Origin of the sequence: Neobacillus sp. YX16 (assembly GCF_030123505.1) — a bacterium.
Taxonomy (GTDB): Bacteria; Bacillota; Bacilli; order Bacillales; family Cytobacillaceae; genus Neobacillus.
In genome coordinates this window covers 5102336-5118031 of record NZ_CP126115.1, presented here as the reverse complement: position 1 = coordinate 5118031, position 15696 = coordinate 5102336, and the positions used below count along the sequence as shown (strand labels likewise).

General features: G+C 38.5%; 11 protein-coding genes and 2 riboswitches. All 11 genes read left to right on the top strand.

Annotation, left to right across the window (positions count from 1 at the left end; translation table 11 throughout):
• Positions 1-3: 3 nt before the first annotated feature.
• Complete coding sequence (locus QNH48_RS25360) at positions 4-312, top strand: thioredoxin family protein (protein WP_283952479.1); 309 nt, start codon at positions 4-6, stop codon at positions 310-312.
• Positions 313-556: 244 nt separating this feature from the next.
• Complete coding sequence (locus QNH48_RS25355; RefSeq protein ID WP_283952478.1) at positions 557-5200, top strand: cell wall-binding repeat-containing protein; 4644 nt, start codon at positions 557-559, stop codon at positions 5198-5200.
• A gap of 156 nt (positions 5201-5356) precedes the next feature.
• A riboswitch (SAM riboswitch) is annotated at positions 5357-5458 on the top strand.
• A 60-nt stretch (positions 5459-5518) separates the two neighbouring features.
• Entirely contained in the window at positions 5519-6835 is a 1317-nt protein-coding gene (locus QNH48_RS25350; RefSeq protein WP_283952477.1) for an O-acetylhomoserine aminocarboxypropyltransferase/cysteine synthase family protein, read from the top strand.
• 133 nt (positions 6836-6968) lie between these two features.
• Positions 6969-7077, top strand: a riboswitch (SAM riboswitch).
• A gap of 162 nt (positions 7078-7239) precedes the next feature.
• Positions 7240-8265, top strand: a complete 1026-nt coding sequence (locus QNH48_RS25345; protein ID WP_283952476.1) for a methionine ABC transporter ATP-binding protein — start codon at positions 7240-7242, stop codon at positions 8263-8265.
• Positions 8258-8923 carry a methionine ABC transporter permease gene (locus QNH48_RS25340; protein WP_283952475.1) on the top strand — a complete coding sequence of 222 codons (666 nt, stop codon included), beginning with the start codon at positions 8258-8260 and terminating at the stop codon, positions 8921-8923. The genes QNH48_RS25345 and QNH48_RS25340 overlap by 8 nt, the downstream gene beginning before the upstream one ends.
• Before the next feature lie 16 nt (positions 8924-8939).
• Complete coding sequence (locus tag QNH48_RS25335) at positions 8940-9776, top strand: MetQ/NlpA family ABC transporter substrate-binding protein (RefSeq protein WP_095250794.1); 837 nt, start codon at positions 8940-8942, stop codon at positions 9774-9776.
• A gap of 450 nt (positions 9777-10226) precedes the next feature.
• Positions 10227-11012, top strand: a complete 786-nt coding sequence (gene sufC / locus QNH48_RS25330) for a Fe-S cluster assembly ATPase SufC (protein WP_133369143.1) — start codon at positions 10227-10229, stop codon at positions 11010-11012.
• Between the two features lie 23 nt (positions 11013-11035).
• A complete protein-coding gene (gene sufD, locus QNH48_RS25325; protein ID WP_283952474.1) occupies positions 11036-12346 on the top strand; it encodes a Fe-S cluster assembly protein SufD in 1311 nt (436 codons plus the stop codon).
• Positions 12346-13575 carry a cysteine desulfurase gene (locus tag QNH48_RS25320; RefSeq protein WP_283952473.1) on the top strand — a complete coding sequence of 410 codons (1230 nt, stop codon included), beginning with the start codon at positions 12346-12348 and terminating at the stop codon, positions 13573-13575. Before sufD ends, QNH48_RS25320 begins: the two co-directional genes overlap by 1 nt.
• Positions 13565-14002: a Fe-S cluster assembly sulfur transfer protein SufU gene (gene sufU, locus QNH48_RS25315; RefSeq protein WP_283952472.1), complete on the top strand. Its 438-nt coding sequence runs from the start codon at positions 13565-13567 to the stop codon at positions 14000-14002. Before QNH48_RS25320 ends, sufU begins: the two co-directional genes overlap by 11 nt.
• 51 nt (positions 14003-14053) lie before the next feature.
• Positions 14054-15451: a Fe-S cluster assembly protein SufB gene (gene sufB / locus QNH48_RS25310; protein ID WP_133369147.1), complete on the top strand. Its 1398-nt coding sequence runs from the start codon at positions 14054-14056 to the stop codon at positions 15449-15451.
• Positions 15452-15696 lie beyond the last annotated feature (245 nt).

Genomic DNA, 15696 nt, shown 5'->3' with positions numbered 1-15696 from the left:
AAAATGAACGATTGGAACCTTGATGAAGTATCATCATTCTTAAAAAATCATTCATCCGGACTCATTTACTTCTATACCCCTTTATGTGGAACTTGTCAGGTAGCATCGAGAATGCTGCAAATTATTGAGAAAATGGTTGACGTCGAAATGGGAAAGATTAATTTAAATTATAACTCAGAACTGGCGAAACAGTTTGAAATTGAAAGTGTTCCCTGCCTTATTTTTATAAAAAATGGTGAGATTGTTGATACAATCTATGCTTTTCAATCCGTTCCGTTTTTATATGAAAGATTAAAACATCATTTTAACTAAAACAGATACTTAGGTATCTGTTTTTTTTTGTCTAAACAGTAGGTATTTTATCTTTACAATTAATAGGAAACTTATCCTAATTTTTCTAAAATATTATTTGACTATTTGTAAAATTATTACTAAACTAAAATAGTACAACAATTCTGAATATGGGAGAGGGAGTGATATTTTTATATATCGTATTCTTATTATGAGACAAACTATTTGATTTGGTTTTTATTTATCTCATTAGGGGGGAAAGGGTTTGAAAATTAAAGGTAGTGTATCACTAGCACTTGCATCATTGCTTATGTTCTCTAACTCAGCAATGGCTGCTACTGTTAGTAAGCCGGTATTAAAGTCAGAAACCGTAAAACCACAAAGGGATTTTGCAAAGTCAATTAACATGCCAAAGGGTCAAAATTTTGAAAAAGAAGCAGGATACAAAAAGCGTGATAAGGTTCGTGTAATTGTTGAAGTCGAAGGTGAACCGGCGATTACATATGCAACAAAGCAAGGCAAGAAATATAATGAATTATCTGCATCTGTTAAAGAAAAGCTTCAAAATGATATTTTGAAAGAACAAAATGCTGTTAAATCAAAAATTGCTGCTAAGGCAGTAAAGATGCAATACAAGCAAAATTTCACTACAGCTGTTAACGGATTTAGTGGAATTGTCGAATACGGTCAAGTTGCTGCACTTAGAAGTGTTGAAGGAGTAACAAAGGTAACAATTGCAAATGAATATCAGCGTCCGGAAACTACTCCGGAAATGAAATATAGTAAAGACATCGTCCAAGCTCAAGCCACTTGGGATGATTATGGAGTAAAAGGCGAAGGAATGGTAGTTGCTGTTGTTGATACCGGTATCGATCCTAGCCATAAAGATATGGTTTTAACTGATGCTTCCAAAGCAGATTTAACTAAAGCAGAAGTTGAAGCTGCAGTTAAAGATAAAGAAGTTCTTGGACAATTCTTTACTGAGAAGGTCCCTTACGGTTATAACTATTATGATGAAAATAACGAAATTCTTGACATCGGCCCAGACGCTTCTATGCATGGAATGCACGTTGCAGGTACTGTTGGGGCCAATGGTAACGAAGCAGAAGGCGGCATAAAAGGGGTTGCACCTGAAGCTCAATTACTTGCAATGAAAGTATTCGGAAATGACCCAGAGATGCCTTCAACATGGAGTGACATTATCATCAAAGCGATTGATGATGCAATCCAGCTTGATGCTGATGTTGTTAACATGAGTTTAGGTTCAACTGGTGCATTTGTACTACCTGATGATCCTGAGCAAATGGCTGTTCAAAGAGGAATAGATAATGGTGTGTTAATGTCTATTTCTGCAGGTAACTCCAATCATTTTGGTGATGGATACTTTAATCCGCTAGCAGCAAATCCTGATAAAGGTGTTGTAGGTTCACCAGGTTTATCTACTAATTCCTTACAGGTTGCTTCACTTGAAAATAGTTTTATTGACTTATTTGCAGCAACTTATTCATTTGGCGAAACAACAGGAAAAGCTCCATTCTTATCTGCAAGTGCTGTAGAACCTGCTCAAGGTCAATCATACGAAATCCTAGACGCTGGTATTGGTCTTCCTGAACAATTTGCAGGTAAGGATTTTACAGGGAAATATGCATTAATCCAACGTGGAACTCTTGATTTCGTTGTTAAAGCGCTAAATGCACAAGCTGCAGGTGCTGCTGGGGTTATTATTTATAACCATTCTGATGGTTATGTCAGCATGGCAACATCTCCAGATATTAAGATTCCACAGCTATTTATGCTGAAAACAGATGGAGATTTATTAAAAGCTCAATTAGCGGCTGGTACACCAGTAACAGTTCAATTCCAAGGGGACCAAGTTACTGCTGCAAACCCTACTGCTAATCAAATGTCAAGCTTTACATCTTGGGGTGTAACTCCAAACCTAGACTTTAAGCCTGAAATTACAGCACCAGGTGGGAATATTCTTTCTACACTTAATAATGACAAGTACGGAACAATGAGTGGTACATCAATGGCTGCTCCTCACGTATCAGGTGGTTCTGCCCTTGTCCTTGAGCGAGTAGAAAAAGATTTCCCTAATCTCACAGGTGCAGCAAAAGTAAATATGGCTAAAAATATCTTGATGAACACAAGTAAGGTAGTAGAGGATAAAGGAACATATAATGCAGCATATATGCATAATCCTTATTCTCCACGCCGCCAAGGTGCAGGTTTAATGCAGCTTCATTCAGCATTAAGCACTCCAGTAGTGGTTACAAACACTGCTACAAATGAAGCAAAAGTTGCCTTGAAGGAAATTAAAGATAATAAAGCAACTTTTGCATTAAAGGCTGAAAACTTCTCAGACAAAGCAGTAACTTATAATGTAAGTGGTAATGTTCTAACAGATTTAAACATTGACGGAGTAGACCGATTAGAATCTCAAGGTATCTACAAAGCAGGCACAATCTCTGAAGCTGCGCCATGGGTTGGAGAATTCCCAATCTCCTTTAGTACAAAAGAGCTGACAGTTCCTGCAAATGGAAGTGCTTCAGTTACTGTAACAGTTGACTTAACAAATACTGTTGAATGGGGTTACAATGCTCCACTAGACGAATTATTTGAAAATGGCTATTTTGTAGAAGGTTTCGTAACATTAACAGATGTTAATGACGAGAATCCGACAGTTAATGTACCATATGTTGGCTTTAATGGTGATTGGAATAAAGCACCTATCATTGACACAAGCAGATATGATGAAAACTTTGAAGAAAAATATTTCTATGGCCATACAGGAATGGTGACATCTGCTGGAGATGACAATTACAATTACTTAGGATTTAACCCTGCTGATGATTCATTTAAAGATGAAAACATTGCATTCTCTCCAAATGGTGACGGTGTAAGTGATGATGCGATGCCAATTCTATCTTTCTTAAGAAATGCTAAATCAGTAGAATACAAGATTGTTGATAAAGAAGGAAATGTTCTTCGTAAATTAAATTCTGAAGAATTAGTTCGTAAAAACTTCAACGATGGCGGCAGAGGAGCTCAATATTATATTAAGACCGCTGCAGCATGGGATGGAACAGTGAAAAACAAATTAGTAGCAGATGGTGAATATTTCTATGAAATCTCATCTACTATTGATTTTGAAGGAAAAGAACCACAAAAGGTTACCTTCCCTGTTGTAGTTGATACTGCAGCACCAGAATTGACTGCAAGTGTTAAAGGGGACAAGCTAACATTAAGTTCATCTGATGAAAATGGATCAGGAGTAGCTTACTATGATATCCTTGTAAACGGTGAATCAGTGTTTGGTGAGGATGATCTGCCATTAGCTGGAACTGCAACTGATTATACATTTGCTAAAGCTCCAGTAGGCGGTACTGTAGAAGTTGTTGCATATGACTTCGCTGGAAACTCTTCTAATGTAGTTGTAGAAGGTGCTAACGACTCTACTATTCCATTCATCCATGTAACTTCAATTGGAGCTACAAATGTTTACACTTCTCATGAACTGCCTGTTGCTGGTTATCTAACAGATAATTCAAAGGTTACTGATTTCAAAGTAGCTGGTAAATCAGTTGAGCTAGTTTGGAATGATGAAAAATCTCGTTATGAGTTCAGCACAACCGTTACTTTTGAAGAAGATGGTGTCCAAGAAGTTAGAATTTCTGGTAAAGACGTTGCCGGTAATGAGATTGATTACCTAGTTCGAGATCTTGTTGTTGATACAACTGCACCGAAGCTTGAGCTTGACGTTCCTACAAGTGTAAAACCAAATGTTGATAAAGTAACATTAAAAGCTACCATCTCTGATAATTTCGAAGAGCTTCAATACAAAGTGGATGGAAATGAAGAATTTAACCACCAATTTGCTTTTGAAAACTTCGTAATGAAGGGTATTGAAAAAGAAGTATCAACAGAATTAACATTAGAGCCAGGTAACAATACATTTACACTTGAGCTTGAAGACGTTGCAGGTAACAAAACAACGAAAGAAGTAAATATTTACCGCGAATCAGCTGTTGAACGTATAGCTGGTGCATCTCGATATGATACTTCTGTAGAAGTAAGTAAAAAGGGTTGGGAGCAATCTGATGTAGTTGTACTTGCTCGTGGTGATGTGTACGCTGACGCCTTAGCGGGTGTTCCATTAGCAGCTAAGTATGACTCTCCACTTCTTTTAACTTCTAGCAATGAATTAAACAAGTCTACCCAAGCTGAGATTGAAAGACTAGGAGCTAAAAAGGTATATATCCTTGGTGGAACTGGTGCAATTTCATCAGCAGTAGAAAACCAATTAACTAAACTTGGAATTGAAGTTGAAAGATTAGCTGGTGATAACCGTTTTGAAACTGCAGCAGCAGTTGCGCAAGTAGTTGCTCCAGAAGGTTCCGAAGAGGTTGTAGTAGTAAATGGCTTTAACTTCCCAGACGCTTTATCAGTTGCATCATTTGCAGGAGCAAAAGGATTACCAATCTTATTGGTAAATGATTCCAAAAACCTCCCAGCTGAAACAAAAACAGCTGTTAAAGACTTAGGCGCAACTAAAACATTAGTAATTGGCGGTAACGGAGTTGTATCGGATGATGTTGCTAAAAAATTACCAAGTGCTACTCGTGTTAGCGGACAAACAAGATATGATACAAATGTGGCAGTTGCTAAACATTTTGACTTAGATGCAAACTTTGTTTACGTAGCAACTGGTGACAACTTCCCAGATAGCTTAGCGGGAGCTGCATTAGCTGCTAAAGACCAAACAGGTATTGTTTTAGTAACTGAAGCCTTACCAGAAGCTACTAAAGCTTACTTGGCCTCATTGAACCTAGTTCAGGTAAATGTATTAGGCGGAGTTGGTGTTGTTTCAGAATCTCTAGTTTCTAAAATTAGTCCTACACAAAAGTAGAATGATTGAGAAAAACGAGAGTGGATTATTCACTTTCGTTTTTTCTCTAACCCAGAAAGACAGTTTACTAAGAAAAATTTCTAAATCTATTGAAGATTTCCATGATTTGGTGTATTATTCTTTTAAAATATTCGATTAATTCTACAATTCAATAATTTCTTATCCAGAGAGGCGGAGGGACTGGCCCTGCGATGCCCGGCAACCGGTTTGACAACACGGTGCTAATTCCAGCAGAGTAACTACTCTGGCAGATAAGGAGAGAGACCCCCTCTTCTTAAGGAGGGGGTTTTTAAGTTTAAAAAATGGAGGAGTGTTAGTATGGGGGAAAATCAAAAAAATTATCGATTTGAAACTTTGAGTGTTCATGGCGGATTGGCACCAGACCCAGTAACAGGTGCACGGGCCGTACCGATTTACCAAAATAATGCCTACCAATTCAAAAATACGGAACATGCAGCAAATCTTTTTGCGTTGAAAGAGACTGGATACATATATACTCGAATCCATAATCCAACAACTACTGTTTTCGAAGAAAGAGTTACACTGTTGGAGGGTGGAGTCGGGGCTTTAGCAGTAGCAAGCGGAATGGCTGCCATTACCTTGTCAATCTTAAATATTGCAGAAGCAGGTGATGAAATCGTTTCGGCATCGACTTTATATGGTGGAACGTACAATTTATTTGCTGTTACACTTCCGAAGTACGGAATCAAGGTTAAGTTTGTTGACCCTGAAGATCCAGAAAATTTCCGCGCTGCAATCAATGAAAAAACAAAAGCTGTATTTGCTGAGACGATTGGTAATCCGTCTTTACGAGTTCTTGATATTGAAAAAGTAGCAGAAATTGCCCATGAAGCAGGAGTTCCATTAATTATTGATAATACCTTTGCCACACCTTATCTATGCAGACCCATAGAATATGGGGCAGATATTGTTATACATTCAGCAACGAAATGGCTTTTAGGGAATGGGACATCAACTGGAGGTGTTATTGTAGACGGTGGCAAGTTCGACTGGAATTCACCTAAATTCCCAGGCTTTACCACCCCGGATCCTAGTTATCATGATCTTGTTTACGCTGAAGCATTAGGTGCTGTAGCTTATATTATCAAAGCTCGTGTACAATTATTACGTGACTTAGGACCTTCTTTAAGTCCGCAAAATGCCTTTCAATTCACTCTTGGTCTTGAAACCCTGCATGTCCGAATGAAGGAACATGTTGCTAATACTAAGGAAGTAGTGGATTATTTATTAAAGCATCCTGCAGTAGAGTGGGTATCCTATCCTGGCCACACTTCACATCCTGATAATGAATTGGCAAGTAAGTATTTACCTAAGGGTGCAGGATCTATGGTTGTTTTTGGTATAAAAGGTGGAAGAGATGCAGGAGCAAAATTAATTGATTCGATTACACTTTTCGCCCATGTAGCGAATGTTGGGGATGCGAAAAGCTTAATTATCCATCCTGCCAGCACTACTCACCAGCAGTTAGATGCAGAAGGACTAAAGGCAGCTGGTGTTTCTGAGGACTTAATTCGACTTTCCATAGGCATTGAGAATGTGGAAGATCTAATCGAGGATCTTGAATCAGCAATTGAGTCCGCCACAGGTATTTCTTCCATAAAAGCAAAAGCGTAAAGTAAGATTAAAGTTTATTCAAAATAAGAAGATAATTTGTTTGACACCACTTTTTATCCGTGTTAAGATTACTTTCGTACTAAAATGATTGCTTTAATCCGTGAACGTGTTAATTAAATATAGAATGCTATAGCTCTTATCAAGAGAGGTGGAGGGATGTGCCCGATGAAGCCCGGCAACCGTCAATATTAATATTGAAATGGTGCCAATTCACACAAAGCGATTGCTTTGGAAGATGGGAGAAAGGTTTTTATTTATGATGCCTTTCTGCCCTCTGCAGAAAGGCTTTTTAATTTCTAATATAAGAATGTTTTTCTGAAAACAATCAAACCCTATATTTAAGCGGTACAATCTGGTTGGAGTTTTTGCAATTCATTTTTAATTGGATAAAAGTAGGTGATGGAATGATTTCGATAAAAGATGTCCAAAAAGTGTTTCCTTCTAAACAGGGACAGCTTAAAGCAGTCGATGAAGTAAATTTAGAAATAAAAGAAGGAGAAATTTTTGGTGTAATCGGATATAGCGGTGCTGGTAAAAGTACCTTAATACGAATGCTTAATGGACTAGAGCTTCCGACAGCAGGGACTGTTACGGTAGCTGGACGGGTTATATCAAAAATTAGGGGCAGAGAGCTCAGAAAAGCACGTCAGGAAATTAGTATGATTTTTCAGCATTTTAACTTGCTTTGGTCAAGGACAGTAAGTGAGAATATCGCCTTTCCATTAGAAATTGCTGGTGTTAATGGACCAGAAAGGAAAAAGCGGGTAAATGAACTAATCAAATTAGTTGGTCTTGAAGGAAGAGAAAATGCTTATCCATCACAGCTTAGCGGCGGTCAAAAACAGCGTGTAGGAATTGCCCGTGCGCTCGCTAATAATCCCAAAGTACTGCTTTGTGATGAAGCAACGTCAGCGCTAGATCCACAGACTACTGATTCCATCCTGGATTTGTTAGTCGATATCAATAAAAGGCTGGGATTAACCATTGTGTTAATTACACATGAAATGCATGTTATTCGTAAGATCTGTCATCGAGTAGCAGTTATGGAAAGTGGGAGAATCGTAGAGCTTGGCCATGTGTTAGATGTATTTAAAAATCCGCAGCAGCCAATTACGAAGCGTTTTGTTCAGCAGGTTACAGAGCCTGAAGAAACAAAAGAGACAGCTGAACATTTGCTAGAACGCTATCAATCAGGTCAGGTCGTTCAATTATCCTTTATCGGCGATTCAGTCGAGCAACCGTTAATCACCAATTTAATCCGTCAAAATAATGTTACAGTCAATATTTTGCAGGGGAAAATTTCACAAACGCAAAGTGGTTCCTATGGGACGCTTTTTATACATCTTGATGGCGACGAACTAGAAGTTAACAAGGCAGTAGACTACATTCGCTCTCAGCAAGTCGGCGTGGAGGTGATTAGTAATGGCTAACTTTACGGAAATGGTAAAGTGGACTCAATTATTAGAAGCCACACGTGAAACCCTTTATATGACTTCCATTTCAGTCCTTACTACATTTATTTTGGGATTGGTGCTTGGTCTGCTATTATTTCTAACAGGTAAAGGTAATATGTGGGAAAATAGAGGTGTAAATGTTATTATTGCTGGATTTGTTAATATTTTCAGGTCCATACCCTTTATTATCTTAATTGTATTATTAATTCCTTTTACAAAATTATTGGTTGGAACTATGCTTGGTGCAAATGCAGCGCTGCCTGCCTTAATTATTGGCGCAGCTCCTTTTTATGCAAGAATGGTGGAGATTGCTCTTAGGGAAATCGATAAAGGTGTTATTGAGGCATCACAATCAATGGGAGCAACACATGGTCATATTATTTTTAAAGTATTAATACCGGAATCTTTGCCAGCATTAATTTCAGGGCTTACGGTTACAGCTATTTCACTAGTAGGCTTTACAGCAATGGCTGGGGTAATTGGAGCAGGGGGACTTGGTCATTTTGCCTACCTTGAAGGTTTTCAGCGCAATAGACCTATTGTTACGTTAGTTGCAACGATTGCCATTTTAATTTTGGTTTTTATCATCCAATTTATTGGAGATTATTTTACAAAAAAAACAGATAAACGATAACAGGAGGAGTTAGATTATGAAAAAAGCATTTAGTTTAATTATCATTGCGTTAGTAGCACTTGCCCTCACAGCTTGCGGTGGTGCTAAAAACGATACTGCAGATAACGCAGGAGAAGAAGGAAACAAAAAGTTAGTTGTTGGAGCATCTGCTGTACCGCATGCGGAAGTGTTAGAAGCGGCAAAACCTTTATTAAAGGAAAAAGGCATTGATCTAGAAGTGCAAGTTTTTCAAGATTATATCCTGCCAAACGTAGCGTTAAGGGATAAAGAACTCGACGCAAACTATTTTCAAACACCAGGGTATTTAGAACTGCAAATGGAAGAAAATAAAGATTTTGATTTTGTAAGTGTTGGTGGAATTCATAAGGAACCAATCGGAATTTATTCAAAAAAATACAAAAGCTTAAATGATCTTCCAAAAGGTGCAAAAATTATTATGAGTGATTCACTAAGTGACCATGGACGTATTTTACCTATTTTTGAAAAAGAAGGATTAATTAAGCTTAAAGAAGGCGTTGGAGCGAGTGCAAGAGTTGAGGATATTGTCGAAAATCCAAAGGACCTTGATTTCTCAACTCTAATTGAAGCAAAACTATTAGCTTCTTCTTTCGATAGCGGTGAAGGCGATGCGGTCGTTATTAATACGAACTACGCATTAGAAGGCGGTATTGACATTGGAAAGTATGGCATCGCATTTGAAGGCGATGATGTTGTGCCCGCAAACCTTGTTGTCGTTCGCTCTGAGGACAAAGACCGCGAAGAAATTAAAACACTTGTAGAGGTTTTACAATCAGAGGAGATTAATAAATTCCTGCAAGAAAAGTACCAAGGTGCTGTTATACCAGGAGAATAATCTCATTATGGAAAATTAGTCTAAAAGGTACTAATAAATAGGAAGAAAGCAGGAAGCCGGTGATCATGATTCACTGGCTTTTCTTTGTATAAATACATGAATACGATTGGATAGGTAAAAATAGGTAGGAAATAATAATGAGGAAGTCTTGGCAAAATAGAGATAAATACGTTATGATTTTATTCGTATGTGGATACATAAAGCGGTCACAAGTTTAAAAATTCTGAATTTATTATATTACAAACATATCTTGTATACTTATTCATTCTCAATTGGTTTGTGTTTAGTGAAAATAAATTTTCTTAGTTTTTTATAAATGTTAATACTGTTTATAAGTTGCTAACACATACGATTTGTTATAAGATTGTAATGAGAATAAAGTGAGAATAGAATTTTGGGGCCGGTGTTAGAGGCTACAAGATACAAAATTATCTTTGCGGAGGTATATATATGGCTGGATCAACATTAACGATCAAAGATTTACATGTAGAAATTGATGGGAAAGAAATTTTAAAAGGTGTAAACCTTGAAATAAAAGGTGGAGAAATTCACGCAATCATGGGACCGAATGGTACTGGTAAATCTACTTTATCTTCTGCTATTATGGGTCACCCGAAATATGAAGTAACGAGCGGAAATATTACTCTAGACGATCAAAACGTTCTTGAAATGGAAGTAGACGAGCGAGCTCGTGCTGGCCTATTTTTAGCGATGCAATACCCAAGTGAAATTAACGGAGTCACAAATGCGGATTTCTTACGTTCTGCCCTTAACAGCCGTCTTGGAGAAGGTAATGAAATTTCATTAATGAAATTTATTCGCAAAATGGATAAGCAGATGGAATACCTTGAAATGGATCTTGATATGGCACAACGCTATTTAAATGAAGGATTTTCAGGTGGAGAGAAGAAGCGTAATGAAATTCTCCAATTAATGATGCTTGAGCCAAAAATCGCCATTTTAGACGAAATTGACTCTGGATTAGATATTGATGCCCTTAAGGTTGTTTCAAAAGGAATCAATCAAATGCGTGGAGAAGAATTTGGCTGTTTAGTTATTACTCACTATCAACGACTTTTAAATTATATCACTCCTGACTATGTGCACGTTATGATGCAGGGACGTATTGTGAAATCAGGCGGACCTGAACTAGCACAACGCTTAGAAGCAGAAGGATATGACTGGATCAAGCAAGAGCTCGGAATCGAAGATGAAACAGTTGGGCAAGAAGCGTAAGAGTTTGCGTTAGGAGGATAATCATGACAACAGAAACGAATTTATCATTTGATAAAGATTTTGTTCGTTCCTTTTCAAAAGAAATGAACGAGCCCGCTTGGATGGAGGAATTTCGTGTAAATGCATTTGAGCTTAGCGAAAACCTTCCAATGCCAAGACCAGATAAAACAAAAATTGATAAGTGGAATTTCACTCAATTTGATAATCATACTGTAAAAAGTGAAGTCTTCACATCACTTGCTGGGCTTCCTGAAGAAGTAAAAGCATTAATAGGTGATGAGGCTGCTGCTAAGAATTTATATATTCAGCGAAATCAAACACCTGCGTATATTTCTTTGTCAGAAGAATTAAAAGCGCAAGGTGTTATTTTCACAGATATCTTTACTGCCGTTCGTGAACATAGCGAGCTTGTGCAAAAATACTTGTTAACAGAAGCTGTTAAAACAGACGAACATCGACTAATTGCCTTCCACGCAGCACTTATAAATGGTGGAGCATTCTTATACATTCCTAAAAATGTTGAAATCAAAGAACCAATCCATTCTATTTATTTACATGATGATGCTGAAGCGAACCTTTTCAATCATGTTATTGTCGTTGCAGATGATTATAGCTCTGTTACCTACGTAGAAAACTATCTATCAACGATTGAATCTGCCAATGGTGTATATAATATTGTGACGGAAGTGATTGCAAAAGCTGGTGCTAAGGTTCAGTACGGTGCTGTTGATACCCTTGCGAAGGGCATAACAACATATGTGAATCGTCGTGGATCTGCTGGGAGAGATGCTCGAATTGAATGGGCACTTGGTTTAATGAATGAAGGAAATACCATTTCAGAAAATACCACTAACCTAGTTGGTGATGGTGCTTATGGTGATACCAAAACCGTTGTTGTTGGACGTGGCGAACAGACACAAAACTTTACAACAAAGGTTGTTCATTTTGGTAAAAACACAGAGGGTTATATTTTAAAACATGGTGTCATGAAGGACAGTGCTTCATCTATTTTTAATGGAATTGGCCATATCCTGCATGGTGCATCAAAATCGAATGCGGAACAGGAATCACGTGTACTTATGCTCAGCGAAAAGGCACGTGGAGATGCGAACCCGATTCTTCTTATTGATGAAGATGATGTTACAGCTGGTCACGCTGCATCAGTCGGTCGTGTAGATCCTGTACAGCTATACTACCTAATGAGCCGTGGAATTCCGAAAAAAGAAGCAGAACGTCTTGTTATTCATGGTTTCCTAGCACCGGTAGTGAATCAGCTACCAATTGAAGGAGTTAAAAAGCAGTTAACTTCTGTCATTGAAAGGAAAGTACGATAATGAATGTCTTAGATATTCGTCGTCAATTTCCTATTTTAGATCAAGAAGTAAATGGAAAACCGCTTGTCTATTTGGATAGCTCAGCTACTTCACAAAAGCCAATCCAAGTGATAGAGACAGTGGAGAAATATTATAAAGAAATCAATTCCAATGTCCATCGTGGTGTCCACACGCTCGGAACACGCGCGACAGATGCTTACGAAGGGGCACGGGAAAAGGTTCGAAAGTTTATTAATGCGAAATCAACTCAAGAGGTCATCTTTACCCGGGGCACAACAACAGCTTTAAACACAGTTGCAGCGAGCTATGCAGCTGAGAACTTAAACGTTGGTGATGAGATTGTCATTACGTACATGGAGCACCACAGCAACATCATTCCTTGGCAGCAGGTAGCAAAGCGGACGGGAGCAGTTTTAAAATACATCCCGCTTCAAGAAGATGGAACGATTTCACTTGATGATGTTCAAGCAACCATTACAGCCAATACACGTGTTGTTTCTGTTATGCAGGTATCGAATGTGCTTGGTGTCATTAATCCGGTTAAAGAAATTGCAAGAATTGCCCATGAAAATGGAGCTATTATGGTAGTAGATGGGGCGCAAAGTGCACCCCATATGAAAATAGATGTTCAAGATTTAGATTGTGATTTCTTAGCTTTTTCTGGACATAAGATGTGTGCTCCAACTGGTATCGGAGTTTTATATGGCAAGAAACATTTGTTAGAAAAAATGGAACCGATTGAGTTCGGCGGAGAAATGATTGATTTTGTACATTTACAGGAATCAACATGGAAAGAACTGCCGTGGAAGTTTGAAGCCGGAACACCGATCATTGCAGGTGCAATTGGTCTTGGTGCCGCAATTGATTTTTTAAATGAGATTGGCTTAGATAATATTGCACAACACGAGCATAAGCTTGCAGCGTACGCATTGGAAAAAATGTCTTCTGTTCCTGGAATGACGATTTATGGACCATTAGACGCTGCGAAACGTGCAGGTCTTGTTACCTTTAATATTAGCGATGTACATCCACATGATGTTGCAACTGTTCTCGATGCAGAAGGCATTGCTGTCCGTGCAGGACATCATTGTGCACAGCCATTGATGAAATGGTTAAAGGCATCTGCAACTGCTCGTGCAAGCTTTTATTTATACAACACAGAAGACGATATTGATAAGCTAGTTGAAGGACTTGTGAAAACAAAGGAGTATTTCAGCGATGTCTTCTAATTTAGATGCACTCTACCGTCAAGTTATTATGGACCATTATAAAAAACCACGAAACCGCGGACTTTTAGAGGATGGCAGTCATACCATCAATATGAACAATCCTACTTGTGGCGACCGGATTCAATTAACCTTTAAGGTTGAAGATGGGATCGTTAAGGATGTACGTTTCGAAGGTGAAGGCTGCTCCATTTCTATGTCATCTGCTTCAATGATGACACAAGCCATAAAAGGGAAGAAAGTGGAGGAAGCTATCAGGCTTTCAAAGATTTTCTCTGATATGATTCAAGGTAAGGATTATGACGAGGATGTTGACCTAGGTGATATTGAAGCACTTCAAGGGGTCTCTAAATTTCCAGCTAGAATCAAATGTGCTACGCTTGCGTGGAAAGCAATGGAAAAAGGGTTAACTGAAGAGGAACAACAATAGAATAAAAAGGGAGAGATTCCCTTTTTGTTTATGAAATGGAGGAACAGGTCGATGGCGAAAAAAATGCCGGAAATCGGTGATTATAAATACGGTTTTGCCGATAAGGATGTTTCCATATTTCGTTCAAAGCGTGGTTTGACAAGTGATATTGTAAAAGAGATTTCAAAATTAAAAAACGAACCGCAGTGGATGCTTGACTTCCGTTTGAAATCACTTGAGCACTTTTACAAAATGCCGATGCCGCAATGGGGCGGAGATTTAGCTCCGTTAAACTTTGACGAAATCACTTATTATGTAAAACCATCTGAGAAATCTGAAAAATCATGGGATGAAGTCCCTGAAGAGATTAAAGCAACGTTTGATAAGCTTGGTATTCCTGAAGCAGAGCAAAAGTACCTTGCAGGTGTATCTGCTCAGTACGAATCTGAGGTTGTATACCATAACATGAAGGTAGAACTTGAAGATTTGGGTATTGTTTTTAAAGATACTGATTCTGCTTTAAGAGAGAATGAAGATATCTTCCGTGAGCATTTTGGAAAAACGATTCCTCCGACAGATAACAAGTTTGCTGCACTAAACTCCGCAGTATGGTCAGGTGGTTCATTTATTTATGTTCCAAAAGGAGTTAAAGTAGATACTCCGTTACAGGCTTATTTCCGTATTAACTCTGAAAATATGGGACAATTTGAGCGTACGTTAATCATTGTGGATGAAGGCGCGCATGTTCATTATGTAGAAGGCTGTACGGCACCTGTTTATACAACAAACTCACTTCACAGTGCAGTTGTTGAGATTGTTATTAAAAAAGATGCTTATTGCCGTTATACAACGATTCAAAACTGGGCAAACAATGTCTTCAATCTTGTTACAAAGCGTGCTGTTTGTGATGCGAATGCGACAATGGAATGGATTGATGGTAACATCGGTTCTAAATTAACGATGAAATATCCTGCTGTTATTCTTAAAGGCGAAGGCGCACGTGGAATGACGTTATCCATTGCCATTGCTGGTAAAGGTCAACACCAGGATGCTGGAGCAAAGATGATTCACTTAGCTCCTAACACATCTTCAACCATTGTTTCAAAATCGATTTCTAAGCATGGCGGTAAAGTAACCTATCGCGGTGTCGTTCACTTCGGACGTAAAGCCGATGGTGCACGTGCGAATATCGAATGTGATACATTGATTATGGATAATCAGTCAACTTCTGATACCATTCCATACAATGAAATCTTAAACGACAACATTTCTCTTGAACATGAAGCTAAGGTTTCTAAAGTGTCAGAAGAGCAGCTCTTCTACTTGATGAGCCGTGGTATTTCACAACAAGAAGCTACTGAAATGATTGTTATGGGCTTCATTGAGCCATTTACAAAGGAATTACCAATGGAATATGCCGTTGAAATGAATCGTCTCATAAAGTTCGAGATGGAAGGTTCTATCGGTTAATAAGATCTTGGTCCGCTTGCCATATTGGCAGGCGGTTCTTTGCGTTTTGGAGAAATACTGGCGGATAGCGAGAAATACTGGTGGAAGGTGAGAAATACTGGCGGATAGCGAGAAATACTGGCGGAAGGCGAGAAATACTGGCGGATAGCGAGAAATACTGGCGGATAGCGAGAAATACTGGCGGAAGGCGAGAAATACTGGCGGAAGGCGAGAAATACTGGCGGAAGGCGAGAAATACTGGCGGA

Bases quoted from the DNA above. Each gene is read 5' to 3' on its own strand.
- QNH48_RS25360 (WP_283952479.1), top strand. From the start codon at position 4: ATGAACGATTGGAACCTTGATGAAGTATCATCATTCTTAAAAAATCAT.
- sufB (WP_133369147.1), top strand. From the start codon at position 14,054: ATGGCGAAAAAAATGCCGGAAATCGGTGATTATAAATACGGTTTTGCC.
- sufU (WP_283952472.1), top strand. From the start codon at position 13,565: ATGTCTTCTAATTTAGATGCACTCTACCGTCAAGTTATTATGGACCAT.
- QNH48_RS25345 (WP_283952476.1), top strand. From the start codon at position 7,240: ATGATTTCGATAAAAGATGTCCAAAAAGTGTTTCCTTCTAAACAGGGA.
- QNH48_RS25350 (WP_283952477.1), top strand. From the start codon at position 5,519: ATGGGGGAAAATCAAAAAAATTATCGATTTGAAACTTTGAGTGTTCAT.
- QNH48_RS25320 (WP_283952473.1), top strand. From the start codon at position 12,346: ATGAATGTCTTAGATATTCGTCGTCAATTTCCTATTTTAGATCAAGAA.
- QNH48_RS25340 (WP_283952475.1), top strand. From the start codon at position 8,258: ATGGCTAACTTTACGGAAATGGTAAAGTGGACTCAATTATTAGAAGCC.
- QNH48_RS25335 (WP_095250794.1), top strand. From the start codon at position 8,940: ATGAAAAAAGCATTTAGTTTAATTATCATTGCGTTAGTAGCACTTGCC.
- sufC (WP_133369143.1), top strand. From the start codon at position 10,227: ATGGCTGGATCAACATTAACGATCAAAGATTTACATGTAGAAATTGAT.
- sufD (WP_283952474.1), top strand. From the start codon at position 11,036: ATGACAACAGAAACGAATTTATCATTTGATAAAGATTTTGTTCGTTCC.